The 20,171-nt window shown below is 68.2% G+C and carries 25 protein-coding genes; 12 read left to right on the top strand and 13 right to left on the bottom strand.

The features are described 5' to 3' along the window. Nucleotides 1-15 precede the first annotated feature (15 nt). The 5 genes from B3Z70_RS03005 to B3Z70_RS02985 form a co-directional block, all read right to left on the bottom strand. Entirely contained in the window at nt 16-762 is a 747-nt protein-coding gene (locus B3Z70_RS03005) for a hypothetical protein (protein WP_292024746.1), read from the bottom strand. Between the two features lie 37 nt (nt 763-799). Continuing rightward, nucleotides 800-1,417, bottom strand: coding sequence for a DUF6655 family protein (locus B3Z70_RS03000; protein ID WP_292024745.1), 618 nt, complete (start codon nt 1,415-1,417; stop codon nt 800-802). Then, a complete protein-coding gene (locus B3Z70_RS02995; RefSeq protein WP_292024743.1) occupies nt 1,417-1,857 on the bottom strand; it encodes a VOC family protein in 441 nt (146 codons plus the stop codon). Before B3Z70_RS02995 ends, B3Z70_RS03000 begins: the two co-directional genes overlap by 1 nt. 86 nt (nt 1,858-1,943) lie before the next feature. Continuing rightward, nucleotides 1,944-2,183, bottom strand: coding sequence for a zinc-finger domain-containing protein (locus B3Z70_RS02990; RefSeq protein ID WP_248120736.1), 240 nt, complete (start codon nt 2,181-2,183; stop codon nt 1,944-1,946). Between the two features lie 55 nt (nt 2,184-2,238). After that, nucleotides 2,239-2,535: a hypothetical protein gene (locus B3Z70_RS02985; RefSeq protein WP_292024741.1), complete on the bottom strand. Its 297-nt coding sequence runs from the start codon at nt 2,533-2,535 to the stop codon at nt 2,239-2,241. A gap of 185 nt (nt 2,536-2,720) precedes the next feature. Here B3Z70_RS02985 and B3Z70_RS02980 point away from each other — a divergent pair, with 185 nt between their 5' ends. Then, the gene (locus B3Z70_RS02980; RefSeq protein ID WP_292024739.1) at nt 2,721-3,695 is read left to right on the top strand and encodes an ABC transporter ATP-binding protein; all 975 of its coding nucleotides are present in this window, start codon (nt 2,721-2,723) and stop codon (nt 3,693-3,695) included. Here the strand turns inward: B3Z70_RS02980 and B3Z70_RS02975 are convergent. From B3Z70_RS02975 to B3Z70_RS02965, 3 genes are read right to left on the bottom strand one after another with little or no spacing between them, the layout of a single operon-like run. Continuing rightward, a complete protein-coding gene (locus B3Z70_RS02975; protein WP_292024737.1) occupies nt 3,692-4,588 on the bottom strand; it encodes an alpha/beta fold hydrolase in 897 nt (298 codons plus the stop codon). The two genes, B3Z70_RS02980 and B3Z70_RS02975, sit on opposite strands and share 4 nt — an antisense overlap. Before the next feature lie 59 nt (nt 4,589-4,647). Next, the gene (locus tag B3Z70_RS02970) at nt 4,648-5,157 is read right to left on the bottom strand and encodes a D-glycero-alpha-D-manno-heptose-1,7-bisphosphate 7-phosphatase (protein WP_292024736.1); all 510 of its coding nucleotides are present in this window, start codon (nt 5,155-5,157) and stop codon (nt 4,648-4,650) included. Then, on the bottom strand, nt 5,154-6,242 hold the full coding sequence (locus tag B3Z70_RS02965; RefSeq protein WP_292024734.1) for an AGE family epimerase/isomerase: 1,089 nt from the start codon (nt 6,240-6,242) through the stop codon (nt 5,154-5,156). Before B3Z70_RS02965 ends, B3Z70_RS02970 begins: the two co-directional genes overlap by 4 nt. A gap of 184 nt (nt 6,243-6,426) precedes the next feature. Between B3Z70_RS02965 and B3Z70_RS02960 the strand changes: the two genes are divergently transcribed. From B3Z70_RS02960 to B3Z70_RS02945, 4 genes are all read left to right on the top strand, one after another. Continuing rightward, nucleotides 6,427-7,584: a DegT/DnrJ/EryC1/StrS family aminotransferase gene (locus B3Z70_RS02960; protein WP_292024732.1), complete on the top strand. Its 1,158-nt coding sequence runs from the start codon at nt 6,427-6,429 to the stop codon at nt 7,582-7,584. A 153-nt stretch (nt 7,585-7,737) separates the two neighbouring features. Further along, nucleotides 7,738-8,673: a Gfo/Idh/MocA family protein gene (locus tag B3Z70_RS02955; RefSeq protein ID WP_292024730.1), complete on the top strand. Its 936-nt coding sequence runs from the start codon at nt 7,738-7,740 to the stop codon at nt 8,671-8,673. Between the two features lie 37 nt (nt 8,674-8,710). Next, complete coding sequence (locus tag B3Z70_RS02950) at nt 8,711-9,226, top strand: hypothetical protein (protein WP_292044624.1); 516 nt, start codon at nt 8,711-8,713, stop codon at nt 9,224-9,226. A 218-nt stretch (nt 9,227-9,444) separates the two neighbouring features. Next, entirely contained in the window at nt 9,445-10,242 is a 798-nt protein-coding gene (locus B3Z70_RS02945) for an exodeoxyribonuclease III (protein WP_292023858.1), read from the top strand. Between the two features lie 3 nt (nt 10,243-10,245). Here B3Z70_RS02945 and B3Z70_RS02940 read toward each other — a convergent pair whose 3' ends face one another. Continuing rightward, complete coding sequence (locus tag B3Z70_RS02940) at nt 10,246-11,700, bottom strand: PLP-dependent aminotransferase family protein (protein ID WP_292023897.1); 1,455 nt, start codon at nt 11,698-11,700, stop codon at nt 10,246-10,248. 61 nt (nt 11,701-11,761) lie between these two features. Here B3Z70_RS02940 and B3Z70_RS02935 point away from each other — a divergent pair, with 61 nt between their 5' ends. Next, nucleotides 11,762-11,932, top strand: coding sequence for a hypothetical protein (locus tag B3Z70_RS02935; protein ID WP_292044622.1), 171 nt, complete (start codon nt 11,762-11,764; stop codon nt 11,930-11,932). Further along, nucleotides 11,920-12,360: a YczE/YyaS/YitT family protein gene (locus B3Z70_RS02930; RefSeq protein ID WP_292044620.1), complete on the top strand. Its 441-nt coding sequence runs from the start codon at nt 11,920-11,922 to the stop codon at nt 12,358-12,360. Before B3Z70_RS02935 ends, B3Z70_RS02930 begins: the two co-directional genes overlap by 13 nt. A gap of 3 nt (nt 12,361-12,363) precedes the next feature. Here the strand turns inward: B3Z70_RS02930 and B3Z70_RS02925 are convergent, their stop codons facing one another. Together B3Z70_RS02925 and B3Z70_RS02920 are read right to left on the bottom strand one after the other, a co-directional pair. Continuing rightward, nucleotides 12,364-13,050 carry a response regulator transcription factor gene (locus B3Z70_RS02925; protein WP_055755062.1) on the bottom strand — a complete coding sequence of 229 codons (687 nt, stop codon included), beginning with the start codon at nt 13,048-13,050 and terminating at the stop codon, nt 12,364-12,366. A gap of 82 nt (nt 13,051-13,132) precedes the next feature. Beyond that, nucleotides 13,133-13,831 carry a YggS family pyridoxal phosphate-dependent enzyme gene (locus tag B3Z70_RS02920; protein WP_292044619.1) on the bottom strand — a complete coding sequence of 233 codons (699 nt, stop codon included), beginning with the start codon at nt 13,829-13,831 and terminating at the stop codon, nt 13,133-13,135. Between B3Z70_RS02920 and B3Z70_RS02915 the strand changes: the two genes are divergently transcribed. Beyond that, complete coding sequence (locus B3Z70_RS02915; RefSeq protein WP_292044617.1) at nt 13,830-14,489, top strand: thiamine phosphate synthase; 660 nt, start codon at nt 13,830-13,832, stop codon at nt 14,487-14,489. The two genes, B3Z70_RS02920 and B3Z70_RS02915, sit on opposite strands and share 2 nt — an antisense overlap. On the opposite strand, the gene B3Z70_RS02910 is transcribed toward B3Z70_RS02915, so the two are convergent. Beyond that, complete coding sequence (locus B3Z70_RS02910; RefSeq protein WP_292023867.1) at nt 14,479-14,862, bottom strand: NtrZ family periplasmic regulatory protein; 384 nt, start codon at nt 14,860-14,862, stop codon at nt 14,479-14,481. The two genes, B3Z70_RS02915 and B3Z70_RS02910, sit on opposite strands and share 11 nt — an antisense overlap. 366 nt (nt 14,863-15,228) lie before the next feature. Between B3Z70_RS02910 and B3Z70_RS02905 the strand changes: the two genes are divergently transcribed. The 4 genes from B3Z70_RS02905 to holA all read left to right on the top strand — a co-directional run bounded on the left by B3Z70_RS02905 (nt 15,229) and on the right by holA (nt 19,990). Further along, nucleotides 15,229-15,693 (top strand): DUF3576 domain-containing protein, encoded by a 465-nt coding sequence (locus B3Z70_RS02905; RefSeq protein ID WP_248120710.1) that lies wholly within the window; start codon nt 15,229-15,231, stop codon nt 15,691-15,693. A 177-nt stretch (nt 15,694-15,870) separates the two neighbouring features. After that, on the top strand, nt 15,871-18,450 hold the full coding sequence (gene leuS, locus B3Z70_RS02900) for a leucine--tRNA ligase (protein ID WP_292044615.1): 2,580 nt from the start codon (nt 15,871-15,873) through the stop codon (nt 18,448-18,450). Beyond that, the gene (gene lptE / locus B3Z70_RS02895; protein WP_292023870.1) at nt 18,450-18,941 is read left to right on the top strand and encodes an LPS assembly lipoprotein LptE; all 492 of its coding nucleotides are present in this window, start codon (nt 18,450-18,452) and stop codon (nt 18,939-18,941) included. Before leuS ends, lptE begins: the two co-directional genes overlap by 1 nt. Next, nucleotides 18,938-19,990 carry a DNA polymerase III subunit delta gene (gene holA / locus B3Z70_RS02890; protein WP_292023872.1) on the top strand — a complete coding sequence of 351 codons (1,053 nt, stop codon included), beginning with the start codon at nt 18,938-18,940 and terminating at the stop codon, nt 19,988-19,990. The genes lptE and holA overlap by 4 nt, the downstream gene beginning before the upstream one ends. On the opposite strand, the gene B3Z70_RS02885 is transcribed toward holA, so the two are convergent. Continuing rightward, nucleotides 19,987-20,169 carry a hypothetical protein gene (locus tag B3Z70_RS02885; protein WP_292023874.1) on the bottom strand — a complete coding sequence of 61 codons (183 nt, stop codon included), beginning with the start codon at nt 20,167-20,169 and terminating at the stop codon, nt 19,987-19,989. The two genes, holA and B3Z70_RS02885, sit on opposite strands and share 4 nt — an antisense overlap. Nucleotides 20,170-20,171 lie beyond the last annotated feature (2 nt).

Raw genomic sequence — 20,171 nt, 5'->3', positions numbered from 1 at the left:
GATCGCAGCGGGCCGCTACAAACCTTCGGGCAGATGCTCGAGATCGGGCATGACTGTCAGCTTCTCCTGCGGGTCTATCAGCACGGGAAAGGTCGCGCCGATCCGGCAGAAGAAGTCTCTGCGGGCGAAGGATTCGGGTCGGAATTCGATGGTCAGCCCGGCGTCATAGGTCGGCTGGCCGTCGTCGGGCGTGACACGCAGACCCAGGGCGGCGAAGCTGGAGCCGTCGGCGTTCGACCGGGCGTCCACCGCCGACACCGTGGCCTGGCCCCGACGTCCCTCGCGCCGCAGACCTTCGGCGCGGCCCGCGCCCCGATCGGTCGCGCCGGTCACGTCGATGGTGTTTCGACTGCGGCCGGCCATGCGGTCCGCCATCATCGACGCGGCCTTGCGTCCCGCCGTCGCGCCGGTCTCGATCTCGCGCCACAGGATGTTGAACCGGGCGGGGTCTGCACGTTCGAAGACGACAGGCAGGGTCTGGCCCGGCGACGGCCATTTGGACGCCCGGGCGAAACCGACTCCATGAACCGCCATGGCGTCGACCCCCGCCCCCGAAAGCACCCCGTCCAGGTCATAGTTCGAAGACGCCACGCCGGCTTCCGGCGGCTGGCTGACGGCGACGACCAGCAATTCGCCCCGCACCGGATCGTTCAGCTTCACCGGCCCCAGCTTTCGCCAGATCAGAAGGCCGACGCCCGCGACGATGACGATCGGCGCGAACACCGACACCAGGATGATCGCGATCGTGGGTTCGACGGTCATGGGCGGCTTCCTCGGCGGGGGCGGACGTCAGGGACGATCAGAACTCGGTCCAGCTCGACCCCGGATCGCGCTGGCCGGGCTGGGCCTGCTGCTGGCCCCAGGACACGACCATGAAGGCCTTGTGGCTGCGGATGCGATAGGTGCCGATCATCGGCACCACGGCGCCCAGCGGCGCGCCGGTCTTGGCCTCGTAGAGGAAGCCCGAAAACTCGGCGACGCCCACCCGGTCGCGATGGCTGTAGACCGACAGCTCCGGCAGGGAGACGACGTTGAAGGTCTCGTTGATCGGAATACGCATTTCGGGAATGCCGAAGACGCGCCGCATCTGCTCCAGCGACAGGGTGCCGGCGCGGATTTCGAACACGGCGTTGGCGTCGTCCTTGGTGCGGGCCAGGCTGAAACCGGCGTCGGAGATGGCGCCGCGAATGGCGCTGACCGCATATCGCGTGCCCTCGCCCTGGAAATAGGCGTCGTCCACGAACACCGACGCCCCCAGCGGCAGCGGCAGCACCAGCCCCTCGATGGCCCGGTCGGACGCTCGCGCCAGCAGCAGCTGCTCGGTCGCGGTGCGCCCCGTGTTGCTCTCGGTGGTCGAGGCGCAGGCCGATAGGGCCAGCGCCGCAGCCGACAGGGCCGCGACCGGCCGCAACCGCATCACCAGACCCCGGTGTTGGGCATCGAAGCCCAGGGCTCGGCCGGCGCCAGCGGTTCGCCTTCCTGAAGCAGTTCGATGGAGATGCCGTCGGGCGAACGGACGAAGGCCATGTTGCCGTCGCGTGGCGGCCGGTTGATCGTCACCCCGCCGTCCATCAGCGTCTGGCAGGCGGCGTAGATGTCATCGACCTTGTAGGCCAGATGACCGAAGTTGCGGCCGCCCTCATAGTCTTCGGCGTCCCAGTTGAAGGTCAGTTCGACCTCGGGACAGCGCTCCGCCGCCGACTGCGCCAGGTTCTTGGGCGCGGCGAGGAAGATCAGGGTGAACCGGCCCGCCTCATTCTCGGTGCGGCGCACCTCCTGCAGACCCAACAGGTCGCAGTAGAAACGCAGCGAGGCGTCGACGTCCTTCACCCGGACCATGGTGTGCAGATAACGCAAGGGGCGGCTCTCCATCCGAACGGGCTGTCCCACAGTCCTATAGACCCGGACCGCCCGACATCCGACTGAACTGAGGTTACGACCTCTTAGTGCGCCTCGGCCGCGCGGGCCGCCGGGCTCAGATACTCGTTCTCGTCATGCGGATGGGCAGACAGGACGAAGCGGCGGTCGCAATAGCCGCATTCGATGAAGTCGTCCTCGCCCATGTCCATATAGACCAGCGGGTGGCCCAGGGCGCCGCCGCCGCCGTCGCAGGCCACGCGCTTGGTGGAGACGACGATCTCTTCGGGCGGCGGGATGATGGCGTCGGAATGGCGGGGGGGCATGATGCGGTCCGATGTGGCAGGCTTGCGCGCTTCCTAGGCGGACCTGCCTCCAAGGTCAAACCTCGGACGCCGCCGCCGCGCGACGGCCCAGAAGGCGGTTCAGCATCGCCTTGCGCTTCTTGAACAGCGTCAGACCCAGGCAGGCGGCGCCGACCCACAGACCGATCTCGCCGATCAGCAGCAAGGCGGCGCCGGCGATGGCCGCATGGGTCATGTCGATCTGATCGATCTTGCCAGCCAACAGCGCCAGTCCGCCGCCGACATAGCCGACGGCGCAGACGCCCATGGCCACAAAGCCGATCAGGCGCGTGCGGGGCGACTTGGGCGGGGTCTGGATTGCGGGAACAGTCATGGTCATCTCCATCAAGCTCGATTGTCTTTGTGACAAGGAAACTAGACATAAAGGATGAACACGTCAAGCATCATTGACACAAGGTCATGCACGCTTGTCGCGCCAGTTCCGACAGACAGGTTGGCGAATGCGGCCGCGCCCCCTACCTATGCCGCTCGCCGTCCCGCCCGAGTGAACAGCCGACCATGCCCGAGACCTATGCCCTGCCCGACAACGCCATCGAGGTGCGCGGGCTGAAGAAGACCTATGCCGGGTCCAAGAAGGCGCCGCCCAAGACGGCCCTGCGCGGCGTCGATCTGATCATTCCGCGCGGATCGGTCTTCGGCCTGCTGGGACCCAACGGCGCGGGCAAATCGACCCTGATCAACATCCTGGCCGGGGTGGTGAAGAAGTCCGAAGGCGCGGTGAAGATCTGGGGCCGCGACATCGACAAGGAGCCGCGCGACGCCGCAGCGGCCCTGGGCGTCGTACCGCAGGAGATCGTCGCCGACGTCTTCTTCACGCCCCGCGAATCGCTGGAGGTGCAGGCCGGCTTCTACGGCGTGCCGAAAAACGAGCGCCGCTCCGACGAACTTCTGGCGGCGCTGGGCCTGTCGGACAAGGCCAACGCCTATGTCCGCGCCCTGTCCGGCGGCATGAAGCGGCGGCTGATGGTGGCCAAGGCGCTGGTGCATAATCCGCCCATCCTGATCTTGGACGAGCCGACGGCGGGCGTGGACGTCGAACTGCGTCGCCAGCTGTGGGCCTATGTGCGGCGGATCAACGAGGAAGGGGTCACCATCGTCCTGACCACCCACTACCTCGAAGAGGCGCAGGAGCTTTGCGACACCATCGCCATCGTCAACCGGGGCGAGGTGGTGGCCTGCGAGCCCACGCCGCAACTGCTGCGCCGCCTGGACAGCCGCAATGTCGTGGTGACGCCCGAGACGCCCCAGGCGACGCCGCCGGTGCTGGCGGGCTTCGAGGTCACGCCCCGACCGGGCGGCGCCTTCGCCGTCGCCTACAAGAAGGGTCAGTCGTCGGTGGAGCAGGTCATCAACGCCGTCCGCGCCGCCGGCGTCACCATCGCCGACATCACGACCGAAGATCCTGATCTCGAAGACGTCTTCCTGGCCCTGACCTATGGGGATGCGTCGCGGGTCGATCCGACCAAGGACTAATCGACCTCGGCCAGGAAAGCGAAGATCGCGGCCCGCGCCTCCGGCTCGTCCAGCATGGGGGCGTGGCCGACGCCCGGCGCCTCGACATAGGCCATGGCGGGCGCCGCCTTTCTCATCCGCGCGGCGATGTCGGCGCTGAGCAAGTCGGAGGTCGCGCCGCGCACCAGCAGGGTCGGGCGTTTGCGCGCCAGACGCCGGAACATCGGCCACAGATCGGGAACCAGGGCCTTGGCCCCCGCCGCACGGATCGGCACGGCGATGTCGGGGTCGTAGTCCAGCCCGATCCGACCGTCAGGCCCCTGACGGAAGACGCGCCGCGCGAACGCGGCCCAGTCCGCCTCGCCATAATGGGGAAACGCCACGCCATTGATCCGCCGGGCGTAGTCCGCAGCGTCGGCCCAGGTGTCGATCTGAACGGACTGGCCGCTGTAGGCGGCGATGCGCGCCAGGCCCTCCGGCGCCACCTCCGGCCCGATGTCGTTCAGGACCGCCCCGACCACCGCCTTGGGCCGCATCGCCGTCAGCGCCATGGTGATCAACCCGCCCATGGAGGTTCCGACGAACACCGTCCGCGCAACGCCCGCCTGATCCATCAGGGCCAGGACGTCGCGCGCATAGACGTCGGGCGTATAGGTCATCGGATCGGGCGCCCGATCCGACAGGCCGCGCCCCCGCACGTCCACGGCCAGCACCCGCCGGCCGCTTTGCGCCATCAGCGGCGCGATGGCCTCGAAGTCCGCGCTGTTTCGCGTCAGGCCATGGATGGCGATGATGGGCGTTCGCGCCACGCCGGGACCGGCCGCATAGTCGCGGGCGAACAGATGAAGCCCGTCCGGCGAGGTCCAGCGCCGCTCTACGAACGGCTTGGAATCAGGCGACTGCGAACCGGGCATTGGCGATCTCCTCGGACGTTTTCGCCACAGTAATTCACCGGCCGAGGAAATGCGACGCCTTACAGGCCGACCGTCTCGCGCACGAAGGCGTCCAGATCGCCGCCCTCGAACAGGAAACCCTTCACCCCCGCCCGGCGTCCCGCCTCGATGTCGGTCGGCTGGTCGCCGATGATGAAGCTGCGGGCGGGGTCCAGGCCATGCTCGGCTATGGCGCGCGTCAGCATTCCGGGATTGGGCTTGCGGTCCGGGTGATCGGCATGGCGATAGCGCGCCTCGACCGCGTCGGCATGGAAGGGGCAGGCATAGACGGCGTCGATGACGGCGCCCTGATCGGCCAGAGCCTGCACCAGCAGGGCGTTGAAGGCGTGCATCCGGTCTTCGTCGAACAGGCCCCGCGCCACGCCCGACTGGTTGGTGACGATGACGGTGCGATAACCCGCCTGGTTCATCCGACGCACGGCGTCCGCCACGCCGGGGGTCAGCTTCAGGTCCTCGGGGCGGTGGGGATAGCCACAATCCTCGATCAGGACGCCGTCGCGATCCAGAAAGGCGGCGGGGGTTCCGGTCATGCGTTCAGTCTCAGAAGTTCGGAGAAGGCGGTCATCAGGTGATAGAGGCTGGAGGCCGGCGCCGCGCGGTCGTTGGACCGGCCGTCCGCCTCGTAGCTGTCGATCCACAGTCCGGGGACATCGGTCGCCAGATGGGTGTCCAGAATGCGGTGGATCAGGTCCGCCACGCCATCGTCGTTGAAGCTAAGCCCCGTCCGCACCGCCTCGGTCTGCGCCCACAGCCGCCGCCCGCCGTCCAGGGTCGCGCCAGACGGGTCGATCTCTCGGATCAGGAAGCCGTCACGACGGCCTTGCGTCACGGCGCGGCGATGAAGCGCCTCGGCGGTCGCTTCGGCTTCGGTCGCCAGCGGCCCGGCCTGACGCAGCAGCCAGGCCCACTCCTCCAGATGGCCCGGCTCGATGACCCGGCCTTTCTGCGGATCAAGCCGCCAGTCGGCGCCGAAATATTCCCGGATCGCGCCATCGACGGTGAAATGACGCCGACACAGATCCAGCGAAACACGCGCCGCCGTCGCGAACGCCGGATCGGGCGCCGTCGCCTGCCAGGCCAGCATGGCCTCCAGCATATGCATGTGCGGGTTCTGGCGGCGCGGCAGCCGCGGGGGCAGGGCCTCGCGCCATCCGCCATGCGGGGCGGCCATCTGGGCATCGATCGCCGCCAACGTCTGAAACGCCAGGGGCCGCGCACGGGCGTCGCCCAACACGCGATGGGCGGCGGCCAGCGCGAAGATCACAAAGGCCAGATCATAGAGATCAGGCGCCGCATCCGTCACCGCGCCGTCGTCGTCCGTAGCCCCGACCCACAGGCCGTCGTCGCGTCGCCCCGTGGCGATCAGGCAGTCCAGCCCTGCCTGGGCCATGCCGCGCCCCGCCTCCCAGCCCAGGGCGGCGGCTTCGCAAAACACATAGACTTGGCGCGCCTGGACGCGGGTGCGCCGACGCTGGCCAAGGACGGGGCGCCCGTCGAAATCCAGCTGTTCGAAAAACCGCCCTCCGGCGTCCACGCCACATTCGGCCCACAATGGCAGGGCGTGGTCGAACAGCCAGTTCGAGACCCTGGTCTGTGCGGCGGCGAGGGCGGTCATGGCGCTGGCTTAGAGCATGAGCCCGGCCGCCGCCAAGCGAAAGCGACGGTAGCAAAGGGCAACGCGATGTGACGCGCCGCGATTTGGCCCTCGCGCCCGATCTTGCTAGGACGCGCGACACTGGCGGCCCGGTCGAGGGCGCACGCCCACGCTGCCCCGATCCTGTTATTGAGAGAGCGACCCCATGATCCCCTTCATCGACCTTCAGGCCCAACGCCTGCGTCTCGCCGGCAAGATCGAGGCCGCCGTTCAGGAGGCCGTCGTCGGCGGCGCCTGGGTCATGGGTCCGCAGGTCCGTCAGTTCGAGGCCGATCTGGCCGCCTTCGGTCAGGCCAAACACGCCCTGGGCTGCGCCAACGGCACCGACGCCCTGGCCCTGCCGCTGATGGCCTGGGGCGTCGGGCGCGGCGATGCGGTCTTCGTGCCCAGCTTCACCTTCGCCGCCACCGCCGAGGTCGTGCCCTGGTTCGACGCCGAACCGGTATTCGTCGATGTGGACGCCGACACCTACAATATCGACCCGACCGCGCTGGAGCGCGCCATCGAGGGGATCAAGGCAGAGGGTCGACTGAAGCCTCGCGTGGTCATCGCCGTCGATCTGTTCGGCCAGCCGGCCGACTATCCGGCGATCAAGGCCGTCTGCGACAGGCACGGTCTGAAGCTGATCTCGGATTCGGCGCAGGGCTTCGGCTGCACCATCGACGGCGCCCACCCCCTGAAATGGGCTGATGTCACCACCACCAGCTTCTTTCCGGCCAAGCCGCTGGGCTGCTACGGCGACGGCGGGGCCGTGCTGACCAATGACGACGAACTGGCCCAGCTGATGGATTCCATCCGCGTGCACGGCAAGGCCGTCGCGGTGGACCTGAAGGACCGCACCTTCGACCACGACCCTAAATATCTGAACATGCGGATCGGCCTGAACAGCCGTCTGGACACCATCCAGGCCGCCGTCCTGATCGAAAAGCTGAAGGTCTTCGGTCAGGAGATCGAATGGCGAAACGCCGCCGCCGCCCGCTACAACGACGGCCTGCGCCCGCACGTCGCCAAGGTCCCGGACGTGCCGGCCGGCAACATCTCCAACTGGGCGCAATATACGATCGAGCATCCGAACCGCGACGCCCTGGCCGCGCACCTTAAGGAACAGGGCGTGCCGACGGCGGTCTATTATCCGATCCCGCTGCACCTTCAGCCGGCCTATGAACATTACCCGCGCGGCGCGGGCGGCCTGCCGGTCACCGAACGTTTGAAGGACGTGGTCGTCAGCCTGCCGATGCATTCGGACCTGGACGCCGCGACGCAGGACAAGATCATCGCCGCCGTCGCCAGCTTCAAAAGCTGACGGCTCGCCGCTTCTTTTCCCTTCGTCATCCTAGGTCTTGTGCCTAGGATTCATAAACTCAGACCTTCGACCCGTCGCACCGCACACGCCGAGCGTATGGATCCTGGCCACTAGGCGAGGATGACGGACCGAGGGAAAACAAGGGTCGCCTCCATGAACACCTCCACCGCCCCCCTCAAGATCGGCGTCGCCGGCGCCGGCGTCATGGGCCGCAACCATGCGCGCGTCGCCGCAGAAATGCGCGAGTTCGAGCTGACGACCATCTTCGACCCGGACGCCGTGACGGCGGAAGGCGTCGCGGCCGCCTATGGCGCATCGCCGGTCACGACGGCCCAGGCCTTTGTCGAGGCCGGTCTGGACGCCGCCGTCGTCGCCACGCCCAACCGTTTCCATGCCGAGGTCGGGGTGGCCCTGCTGGAAAAAGGCGTCCACGTCCTGGTGGAAAAGCCGATCGCCGCCACCGTCGCGGACGCCCAGCGCATGATCGACGCGGCCAAGGCCAACGACCGCGTCCTGATGGTCGGTCAGGTCGAGCGGTTCAATCCGGCGGTGGAGGCGGTCAAACGCGCCCTTGCCGACGACGAGATCATCTCCATCCAGATCACCCGCGTCGGCCCCTTCCCGCCGCGCATGGGCGAGGTCGGGGTGGTGATCGACCTGGCGGTCCACGACATCGACATCATTCGCCACCTGACGGGCGCCGAGATCACCGAGGTCCAGCCGCAACTGGCCCGCACCCGCGCCGACCGCGAGGACACGGCCCTGCTGCAGTTCCGCCTGGACAACGGGGTTATCGCCCACATCACCACCAACTGGGTCACGCCTTACAAGACCCGTACGCTTCAGGTCGCCACCAAGACCAAGTTCATCGTCGCCGACCTGATCACCCGTCAGGTCACGGAATATTTCGGCCAGCAGCCCGACGGCTCCTATTCCACGCGGATGCTGAACTCCTGGCCCGCCGAACCTCTGAAGAAAGAGCTGGAAGCCTTCGCCCGCGCCATCACAACCGGCGAGACGGCGGCGGTGACCGGCGAGGACGGCCTGAGAAACCTGGAGGTCGCCCTGCGCTGCCTGGGCGAAGCCTGAGCCCCTTTATCGCCGCAAAATCTGAGGAAGAGGGAACATGCGTCGCCTGAACCCCCGATTGCTCGGCCTTCCGGTCGGTCTCGCCGCCCTCGCGCTGGCGACGTCGCCGGCCCAGGCGGACACCCGCTTTCTGTCCTACAACGCCTCGGATCGCATCACCCAGGCCCTGACCAAGGGCGTCACGCTTGAGGTGCGGCGCGGTCTGTTCGGGGCAGTTCAGGTGGAGCGTCTGTTCTCCACCACCGCGCGCGGCACGGCCGGTTTCTCGCGGGGCGGCCCCGACGCGGCGCGGCGCGCCCTGCCCCAGGGCGCGTCGGAGAACGACATCTACGCCGTGGATCAGGACGGCGACGGTCGCGGCCTGTCGCGCGCCCTGTGCCCCGGCGCCGAGGAGGTCTGGCTGATCATGAGCCGGGTTCGCGCGCCCCGCCCCCTGACGATGCAGGCGGTCGGCCGCTGGTCGGACGGCGCCTATCGCCACTGCGTCACCCTGAGTTACGAATGGCGCGGCGAATGGGCCACGGCGCCCACGGCGTCTGCGCTCCCAAACTGATCCGCCGCCGGACTGTTTCATAATGAACACGCGCAAGCGGACATTATGACAGTTTGACTTTTATATTCGACAGTGACACTTTGAGCACATGAACGGCGGCGGCCGTTCTACCGCCACGGAAGATATCCCCCTCCCCGGCGGCGAGAGAGACGAACCTCCCATAGCCCGGCCCGTCGCGGCCGGGCTTTTTTTACGCTCCGCGCCTGCTAGACGAGGGCATGACCCTTCGCCTCGCCACCTGGAACATCAACTCCGTCCGCCTGCGCATCGACCAGGTCGCCCGGTTCGTCGCCGAACGCGCGCCCGATGTCCTGATGCTGCAGGAGATCAAATGCACCACGGACCAGTTTCCCCGCGCCGCCTTCGAGGAGATGGGCCTGCCCCACCTGCGCGTGGCGGGCCAGAAGGGCTGGCACGGCGTGGCCATCGCCAGCCGCCTGCCGCTTGAGGACAGCGACACCTTCCAGGTCTGCAAGCTGGGCCACGCGCGCTGCGTCTCTGCCAGCGTCGTCGGGATCGACGTGCAGAACTTCTATATCCCGGCGGGCGGCGACGTTCCCGACCGGGCGCTGAATCCCAAGTTCGATCACAAGATGGACTTCTACGAACAGCTGACCGAGATCGTGGCGCGCCAGGACAAGGCCCGCCCTCTGGTCATGGCCGGCGACTTCAACATCGCGCCGGGCGAAGGCGACGTGTGGAACCACCGCTACATGTCCAAGATCGTCAGCCACACCCCCATCGAGGTCGAGACGCTGAACCGGCTTCAGGCCACGGGCGGATTCGCCGACGTGCTGCGCGACCGATTCCCCGAGCCGCAGAAGCTGGCCAGTTGGTGGAGCTACCGCGCCGCCGACTTCCGCAAGTCCAACCGGGGCCTGCGTCTGGACCACATCTGGACCTCGCCCGGCCTGACGCCGGCGGTGGTCAAGGACACCGCCCGCATCCACGACGACGTGCGCGAATGGGAACGCCCCAGCGACCACGCCCCCGTGACCGTCGATCTGGACATCTGATCCTTAGAAGACGGCGACCGGCCTGGTCCGCCTCGCGAAGCCGCCGCCCCTGTCCACCGCCCTCGCCGCCCGCGCCAGGCGGGCCACCGCCTCGTCCAGTTCAGCCTCGGGCAGGGTGTAGGGCAGGCGCAGGCGGCGTTCGAAAGCCCCGTCGACGCCGAAACGCGGCCCGGCGGCGAGACGCAGACCCTCCGCCTCGGCCTGGATCGTGACGGCGGAACTGATCGGCGCGGGCAAACGCGCCCAGAACGACAATCCCCCGGCGGGCGTCGGACAGACCCATTCCGGCAGATGTTCCGCCAGCCGTGCGTGCAGGTGATCCCGTCGCGCGCGCAACAGCGGCCGGCGCACCGCCAGGGCCGCCCCCGCGTCGTTCAACAGCTCCACCGCCGCCAGCTGTTCCAGGATCGGCGTTCCCAGGTCTATGCTCGCGCGGCTTTGGGCGAGGCGCTGGATCACGGCGCGATCGGCCCGGATCCAGCCGATGCGCAGGCCGCCCCACACGCTCTTGGACAGGGAGCCCAGCCGCACCACCCGGGGCGCATCGACGGCGGAGGCGGTGAGTGCGGGCGGGCCGCTCAGCGTCAGCTCGACCAGGGTTTCGTCCAGCACCAGAAGGGTCTCCGTCCCCCTCAGTCCCGCCAACAGACGCGCGCGATCCGCCGCCCGCATCATCCGCCCGGTGGGATTATTGTGGTCCAGCACCAGATAGGCCATCGCCGCCTGGCTGCCGCGACAGGCCTCGACCAGGCCCTCCACGTCCCAGCCCGTCTCCCCTTCCCCATCCGGCAGCGCCACCGGAACGGGCCGCGCCCCGGCCGCCAGGATGGCGTCGATGGCCTGCGGATAGGTGGGATGATCGAACACCACCGACGCACCTGGCCTCGTCGTCAGCCGAAGCATATGCACCAGGCCGTTGTGGGCGCCGTGGGTGATCAGAATCTGGCCCGGCGAGGTCGCAAGGCCGCGCCGCCGATAGCCGGCCGCCACCGCCTCGCGCAAGACCTCCAACCCCGTGGTCTCATAGCCGTGGCCGGGCAGGTTCGCCGGCAATCGCTCCAGCGCGCGCACATAGGCGGCATGGACATTGGGGTCGGCCGGCAGCACCGCCGAGGTCAGGTCGATCAGGCCCGCCTCGGCGCCGCTCTGCTCAATCGGCGCTCGGCCCGGCCTCGCTCCGCTGGGCAGGCTGGTGCGCGCCGCCTCGCCCTGGCCGCCCGTCAGAAGGCCGTCATCTCTCAACCGGCCATAGGCGGCCGAAACGGTGGTCCGGCTCAGCCCCAGCGCCTGGGCCAGTTCGCGTTCCCCCGGCAAACGCGCCGCCAGCGGCAATCGACCGTCCAGAATCAGCAGACGAACCGCGCCGGCCAGCTGACGATAGGCTGCGCCGCCGCCCGGCATACGCCATTCGCCGAGGTGGCGGGTCAGAGAGACGGTGCCGATGGCGCGAGGGAACATCACGCCAGAATGCCACAACTGGACCTTTTTTCAAAAGCCAGTTTAGGACATGGATCTGGTCATGACACGCCGCCTTATCCAACTCTTTTCCGGCCTCGTTCTCTACGGGCTGTCCATCGCCCTGATCGTGCGCGCCGACCTGGGGCTGGACCCCTGGGACGTGTTGAACCAGGGCGTGTTCGAGCGGTTCGCGCAGCCGGCGGGATCAGCTTCGGCCTGGTGGTCAATCTGATCGGTCTGGCCGTTTTGCTGCTGTGGATTCCGCTGCGCCAGAAACCCGGCGTCGGCACGCTCGCCAATGTGCTGGTCATCGGAACCGTCGCCAATGTCGGACTGGACTGGATTCCGACCGACCTGGATCTGTCGCTGCGCGCCGGCCTGTTGATCGCCGGCATCGTGCTGAACGGGGTGGCGAGCGGAGCCTATATCGGCGCTGGCCTAGGTCCCGGCCCCCGCGACGGCCTGATGACCGGCATCGTGGCCCGCACCGGCTGGCCGGTGAAATGGGTGCGGACCGCCATCGAACTGAGCGTCATCGCGGTCGGCTGGCTGCTGGGCGGCTCGGTCGGCCTGGGCACAGTGCTCTACGCCGTGACCATCGGCCCGCTGGTCCACGTCTTCCTGCCGCTGTTCACCCTCCGCCCGAAGGCGACCGACTGAGCTTCAGGGCTGCAGCCGGTATCCGCCCGCATCGGTCAGCAGCAGGCGGGCGTGGCCCGGCTCCGGCTCGATCTTCTGGCGCAGGCGATAGATGTGGGTTTCCAGCGTGTGGGTCGTGACCCCGGCGTTATAGCCCCAGACCTCGGTCAGCAACTCCTCGCGCGACACCGGCTTGGCCCCGGCGCGATAGAGGTATTTCAGGATGTTGGTTTCCTTCTCGGTCAACCGCACCTTCTTGCCCTTGGCGTCCATCAGAACCTTGGCGGCGGGCCGGAACTCGTAGGGGCCGATGGTGAAGACCGCGTCCTCGGACTGTTCATGGCTGCGCAGATGGGCGCGGATGCGCGCCAGCAGCACCGCGAACCGGAAGGGCTTGGTCACATAGTCGTTGGCCCCCGCGTCCAGCCCCAGGATGGCGTCCGCGTCCGCCGATTGGGCCGTCAGCATAATGACGGGCGTGGACACCCCGTCCTTGCGCAGCAGGCGGCAGGCCTCGCGCCCGTCCATGTCGGGCAGGTCGACGTCCAGAAGGATAAGGTCGGCGCGGATCTCGCGTCCCATCCGCACCCCGTCCGTGGCGGTCGCGGCCTGCTGGGTGCGAAACTCCTCGTGCAGATTCAACTGCTCGGCCAAGGCCTCGCGCAGGTCGTCGTCGTCGTCGATGATCAGGATGGTCTTGGGCGTAGGCATAGGAGTGACAATGGCGAGGCTTGGCCCCCGCGCCAAGGCTTGGGGTGCGAATATTCACATCGGGTTACGGGCTAGAGGCCCTTTAGGGCCGATTTCGTTCCCCGAACAGCGCCGTGCCCACCCGCACATGGGTTGCGCCGCAGCGAATGGCGGCCTCGTAATCGCCGCTCATCCCCATCGACAGAACCGACAGATCGTTGCGTTCGGCCAGGGCGCGCAGCATCGCGAAATGCGGCTGCGGGTCCTGATCCGCCGGAGGAATGCACATCAGGCCCTCGACCGTCAGCCCATAGACATCCCGCGCCGAGGCGATCAGGGCGTCAGCCGCCTGGGGCGGAACGCCCGCCTTCTGGGGCTCGGCGCCGGTGTTGACCTGGACCAGTATGCGCGGCGATCGGCCGCGTTTGTGCGCCGCCTCGGCCAGGGCGCGGGCCAGTTTCTCGCGGTCCAGGGTTTCGATGACGTCGAACAGGGCGACCGCGTCCTCGGCCTTGTTGGTCTGCAGCGGCCCGATCAGCCGCAGCTCCAGGCCCGGCAGATCGGCGATCCGCTCGGTCCAGCGGCCTTGCGCCTCCTGAACGCGGTTCTCGCCGAATACGCGCTGGCCGGTCGCCAATATGGCGTCGATGGCCTCGGGCGCCTGCGTCTTGGATACGGCGGTCAGGACGACGCCGGCGGGATCGCGCCCGGCCGTCCGGCAGGCGGCGTCGATCCGCGCGCGGACCTCGGCGACCCGTTCGGCGATGGACGGCGGGGCGGAAGCGGGGGAAGAAGGGGTCATGATCCTGCCGGCCGGTTACAGCGACGATGCGCGAACGCTCTGGGATGTCGCGACCGCTCTAAACCGCGCCGCCGTCGCTGTCAGCCCACACGCCGCCGCCCTGCCGCCCCTGCTGTTCTTCACCGATCCCGACCGCACGCCCCGGCCGTGGGAGACGGCGGCCCGGCTGCCCGCCGGTTCGGCCGTAATCTATCGCGCCTTCGGGGCGCCGGATGCGGTCGAGACCGGACGGAAGCTTCGCGAGGCGACGGCCAAGGTCGGGGTCCGGCTTCTGATCGGGCTGGATGCCGATCTGGCCCACACCGTGTCGGCGGACGGTCTACATCTGCCTGAACGAGCGACGAGCCGCGCGCCGGCGATGCGCGCGGCCCGGCCCGACTGGCTGCTGACCGCCGCCTGGCATGGCGGGGCGACGACGACGGAGGGGTTGGACGCCCTGATCCTGTCGCCGCTCTTTGCCGCCGGCGGAGCATCGGCGACGAAACCGCCTCTGGGCACAGAGGATTTCAACGTGCGAGCGGCGCGGGCCGCCCTGCCGGTCTATGCGCTGGGGGGAATCGACGCGGTCAACGCCAGCCGGATCATCGGCGCCTGCGGCCTGGCGGGCGTCGATGCGATTCAGGCGGCCTTCGGCGAGCCGCCGAAGCTCAGAACTTGAAGATGGTTTCCAGACGCACGCGCGGCTGGGCGCGGCCGTTGGTTTCCGGCGCGCGGGCCGGATCGGCCTCGGGCGTGGCCACGGCGGCGGCGGCGCCGACGCGCAGACGGTCGTTCAGACGATAGTAGGCGCCCGCCTCGACATCGCCCCAGTCGGTCTCGCGGCCGACGGGCTGGTTCAGGTTGAAGTCCAGACCCCAGCGGCCACGGTCGTTCAGACGAAGGCCGCGACGCTGCGGCGCGGGCGTATTGCGCTGGGCGGCCTGGGCTTCCGACAGCGAGACCGTGCTGGACGCGCTCTGGGCGAGCGCCGACGTCGACGCGGCAAACGCCGTCGTCGCCATCATCACAGCCAGGAAACCACCGAACCGCATAACCAAACCCTTCGAACCCCGCCGAATGGCGACGTTTCAACCCCCGGACCGACCTTATATGGTCGTGAGCGCGGCGATTAGACACCGGGCGCCGGCCCGGTCAACGGAATGACCGCTCGATAACAAGGTTCCCCGTCATTGTTGTCGGCGCATGTGGCTCAAGCGTCACGGGATTTGGGCCGGTTCGGGTCGAATGACGCGGCTTTGTCGCAAAGGGGCGGGGCGCCGGTGATCGTCCGCTGCGACTTCGCCTTGTCATCGCCCCTTTTCACCGTGTTATAGAGCCGTGCAGTCGGCGTTTCATCGCGTCGTGCGCGCGTGCGAGCGAGGGCTCCCACGTCCCTGAGTTTACGGAGACTTCTCTTGATGAGCCTCAACAAGGCCCTGGTTCGCAACGTCGCGGTCGTGCTGGTGTCTGGCGTGGCCCTGGGCGCGTCGCTTTCGGCCTGCTCGAGCGTGCCTTTCGTCGGGGGCAAGAAGTCCGCGCCCAAGACGAACGCCCAGCAGGGCATCGGGGTGAACGCCTATCTGTGGCGCGCCTCGCTCGACACCCTCAGCTTCATGCCGCTGCTGACCGCCGATCCGTGGGGCGGCGTCATCAACTACGACTGGTATATCAACCCCCAGACGCCGAACGAGCGCTTCAAGGCGACCGTCTTCATCCTGGACACCCGTCTGCGCGCCGACGCGCTGAACGTCACGGTGACCAAGGAAGTGAAGGGCGCCGACGGCCAATGGACCGCCGCCCCGGTCGCCGCCCAGACCGAGGCCGATCTGGAAAACGCCATCCTGACCAAGGCGCGCCAGTTGAACCTGTCCAACGCCGGCTGATCGCCAGCATTAGTGTCTTCGTAGGCGCTATCGCCCTTCGGGCTGCTTGAGCGCCGACTGGTCTAGTTTCGTCGGATCTGCTGGAACGCCGAAACGCATTACTTCTTGGGCGCTGTCGTCCTTCGGGCTAGTTCAGTCGGGAGGGCGTCAGCGCCCTTTTCGACTTTCAGGACGACCGTGGCCCGTTACGAACCCAAGACCGCCGAACCCCGCCAGCAGGCCCGTTGGGCCGAGGCGTCCGCCTTCGTCACGAAGGATGCCGGCCGTCCGAAATACTATGTGCTGGAGATGTTCCCCTATCCGTCGGGCAACATCCACATGGGCCATGCCCGCAACTATGTGATGGGCGACGTCGTGGCGCGGTCCAAGCGCGCGCAAGGGTTCGACGTGCTGCACCCGATGGGCTGGGACGCCTTCGGCATGCCGGCCGAGAATGCGGCGATGGAGCGCGGCATCCATCCCAAGGGCTGGACCTACTCCAACATCGCCACGATGCGCGAGCAGCTGAAACTGCTGGGCCTGTCGCTGGACTGGTCGCGCGAGTTCGCCACCTGCGACCCGGAATATTACGGCAAGCAGCAGGCCTGGTTCCTGGAGCTGTATCGACGCGGCCTGGTCTATCGCAAGGACGGCGTCGTCAACTGGGACCCGGTCGACAACACCGTCCTGGCCAATGAACAGGTGATCGACGGCCGCGGCTGGCGCTCGGGCGCCGTGGTCGAGAAGCGCAAGCTGAACCAGTGGTTCCTGCGCATCACCGACTATGCCGACGACCTGATCGAGGGCTTGAAGACCCTGGACCGCTGGCCCGAGAAGGTCCGGCTGATGCAGGAGAACTGGATCGGCAAGTTCAAGGGCGCGACCCTGTGGTGGCCCATCGCCGAGGCGCCCGATTTCCTGCCCGCCTCGCCCGAGGGTGAGCCGAACCACGCCCGCGATCCCATCGAGGTCTATACCACCCGCCCCGACACCCTGTTCGGGGCCAGCTTCCTGGCCCTGGCGCCCGACCACCCGCTGACCAAGGCCATCGCCGAACATCGGCCGGACGTGGCGGACTTCATCAAGGCCTGCGCCCAGACCGGCACCAGCGAGGCGGAGATCGAGAAGGCCGAAAAGCTGGGCGTCGATCTGGGCGTTCGCGTCCGCCACCCCTTCGATCCGGAGAAGACCCTGCCCGTCTGGGCGGCCAACTTCGTCCTGTCCACCTATGGCTCGGGCGCCATCTTCGGCTGCCCCGCCCACGACCAACGCGACCTGGACTTCGCCCGCAAATACGATCTGCCGGTGACGCCGGTGGTCAAGCCCGACGATGTGGACACCATCGAGATCGGAACCGAGGCCTATGTCGGGCCGGGCCGGATCTTCAACTCCGACTTCCTGGATGGAATGGACGTGGAGGCCGCCAAGGCCGCCGCCATCGCCAGGGTGGAGGCCGCCGGTCAGGGCCGCGCCGAGACCATCTATCGGCTGCGCGACTGGGGCGTGTCGCGTCAGCGCTACTGGGGCTGCCCGATCCCGATCATCCACTGCCCGTCGTGCGGCCCTGTGGAGGTTCCGGCCGATCAGCTGCCGGTCGTCCTGCCCGACGACGTGACCTTCGACGTGCCGGGCAATCCGCTGGATCGGCACCCGACCTGGAAACACGTCAAATGCCCGTCGTGCGGCGAGGATGCGACGCGCGAGACCGATACGCTCGACACCTTCGTCGATTCCAGCTGGTATTTCGCCCGCTTCACCGACCCGACCGCCGACGCGCCGATCGACAAGGCCGCCGCCGACCGCTGGCTGGCGGTGGATCAGTATATCGGCGGGGTCGAGCACGCGGTTCTGCACCTGCTCTACGCCCGCTTCGTGACCCGCGCCCTGTCGGACGCCGGCATGTTGTCGGTCAAGGAACCCTTCGCCGGCCTGTTCACCCAAGGCATGGTGGTCCACGAGACCTATCGCCGGCCCGACGGCGCCTGGGTCGAGCCGACCGACGTGGAACTGAGCAACGACAACGGCGTGCGCTCGGCGCGGCAGTTGTCGACCGGCGAGACCCTGGTCATCGGCGACATCGAGAAGATGTCCAAGTCCAAGAAGAACGTCGTCGCCCCGGCCGAAATCCTGGAAAGCCACGGCGTGGACGCCGGTCGTCTGTTCGTCCTGTCCGACAGTCCGCCCGAGCGCGACGTGCAATGGACCCCCGGCGGCGTCGAGGGCGCCAGCCGCTTCGTCCAGCGCGCCTGGTCGCTGTTCGACGCCTATGATCCCGCCTTCGCCGGCGAGGACAAGGCCAACGCCGAACTGCTGCGCGAGACGCACAAGGCCATCAAGGCCGTGTCCGAAGGGGTGGAAGGCTTCCGCTTCAACTCGGCCATCGCCAAACTCTACGCCTTCGTCGCCACCATTCGCGACGGCGCCCAGGCCGGCGGCGACGCCAGGCGTCAGGCCCTGTCGGCGCTGGCCCGCCTGATCGCCCCCTTCACCCCACACCTGGCCGAAGAGTGCTGGACGCGCCTGGGCGAGGACGGGATGGTTCTGGACGCGCCGTGGCCCGTGTGGGACGCTGCGCTGGCGGCCGACGACGAGGTGGTCCTGCCCATCCAGATCAACGGCAAGCGTCGCGCGGAAATCCGCGTGCCGCGCGGCATGGAGCCGGTCGAGGTCGAAGCGCTGGTCCTGGCCGACGAGACGGTGCAGGCGCGGCTGGAGGGTCTGAGCGTGAAGAAGATCGTGGTGGTCAAGGACCGCATCGTCAATCTGGTGGCCGGCTGATGCGGGGCGCGGCGGGTCTGGCCGTTCTGGCCTCGGTCGCGGGGTGGCTGGCCCTGTCGGCCTGCGGGTTCACGCCCCTGTACGCCGAGCCGGCCGTGGGGTCGTCGCTGCGCCGCATCGTCGTGACCACCCAGGACGATCGGCTGGGCTATCGCCTGCGCGAGCAGTTGGAGGACGCCCTGGCCTGGGATCGGGCGGCCACGCCGCTTTATCGCCTGACCACCCAGGTCGAGCAGAACCGCCGCTCGCTGGGCCGACGCATCGACGACACCGCGACCCGTTACGAACTGACGGTCAAGGCGACCTGGACTCTGACCCCCGCCTCGGGCGGCGCGCCGATCACCGGAACGGAGACGGTCACGACCACCTACGCCGCCGCCGACCAGCCCTATGCCGCCATCGCCGCTCAGCAGGACGGCGAGGAGCGTGCGGCGTCGGAACTGGCTCGCCTGATCCGGCTGGACCTCATGCAGGCCCTGTCCAACCCGTGATCCTGGCCAAACGCCCTGAGATCGAACACTTCCTGAAGGCGCCCGATCCGGCGATCCGCGCGGCGGTCATCCACGGCAAGGACCGATCGGGCGTCGCGGAGCGAGCGGAGACGCTGTGTCGAACGGTCACGCCCGACCTGAACGACCCCTTCAACGTCACCGTGCTGACCGACAGCGACATCGACAGCGACGAGACCCGGCTGGAAGAGGCCCTGACGGCCATGTCCCTGATGGGCGGGCGCCGGTTGGTTCGCATCCGGCTGTCGGCGCTGAAGCCCGGCGTGGACAAGGCGGTCGCCGCCGCGCTGAAGATCCATGCCCAGGGCGGCTATAATCCCGACGCCATGCTGGTGGTCGAGGCCGACCAGCTGGGTCGCGAATCGGCCCTGCGGAAGGCGGCGGAAAAGGAAGACGGCGCGGTCGGCATCGTCTGTTACGAGGACGAGACCGGCGACGTGGCCCGAATGGTGCGCGAGGCCCTGGGCAGCGACAAGGTCGGCCTGACCTCCGACGCCCTGGATCGGTTCGTCGCCCGCCTGCCCCGCGAACGCGGCCTGATGCGGCAGGAGATCGAGCGTCTGGCCCTGTTCATCGGCCCCGGCTCCGGCCGGACACTGGACATGGACGCCTTGGAGCAGCACCTGGGCGTCGAACCCGACGCCTCGCTGTCCGACGCCGCCCTCCAGGCCTTCGGCGCCCGCCCCGCCCCCGCCCAGTCTGGCCTGAGACGCGCCTTCGCCGAGGGGGAATCCTCGGTCATGGCCGTGCGGTTCGCGGCCATGCATCTGGGAAAGCTACGCCGTATCAACATCTTGCAGGCCAATGGCGCGAACGCCAAGGAGGCCGCCAAGGCCGCCGGCGTTTTCTGGAAACAGGAGGCGGAAATGCTGCGTCAGGCCCGGTCCTGGCGTCTGGAAGCGCTGGACGAGGTGATGGACAGCATCAACACCGCCGACGTCGCCACCAAAACGACCGGCATGCCCGACCAACTGATCGCAGAGCGTCTGCTGCTGGAGATCGCCAGTCGGGCCAGGCGGCTGGGGCTCTAGCCCCGCTTCGAGGCCTTTCGGAACGCCGGCTGAGCCATGGCGACATTGCGCGCGGCGACGGTTTTCTCCTCGGCCTTGGCGCCGACTTGGGCGTTGAAGCCATGGCCCGCCTTGGCCTTCTTGGCGGCGAGCGCCTGTTTCAGCTTTTCGGCGGCGGTGGGCGTGTTCTGATCGGTCATCC

Source organism: Brevundimonas sp. UBA6550, assembly GCF_002434505.1.
Lineage (GTDB): Bacteria > Pseudomonadota > Alphaproteobacteria > Caulobacterales > Caulobacteraceae > Brevundimonas.
Note: the sequence above shows the minus strand (reverse complement) of the source record. Positions and strands in the feature narration are given on the sequence as shown.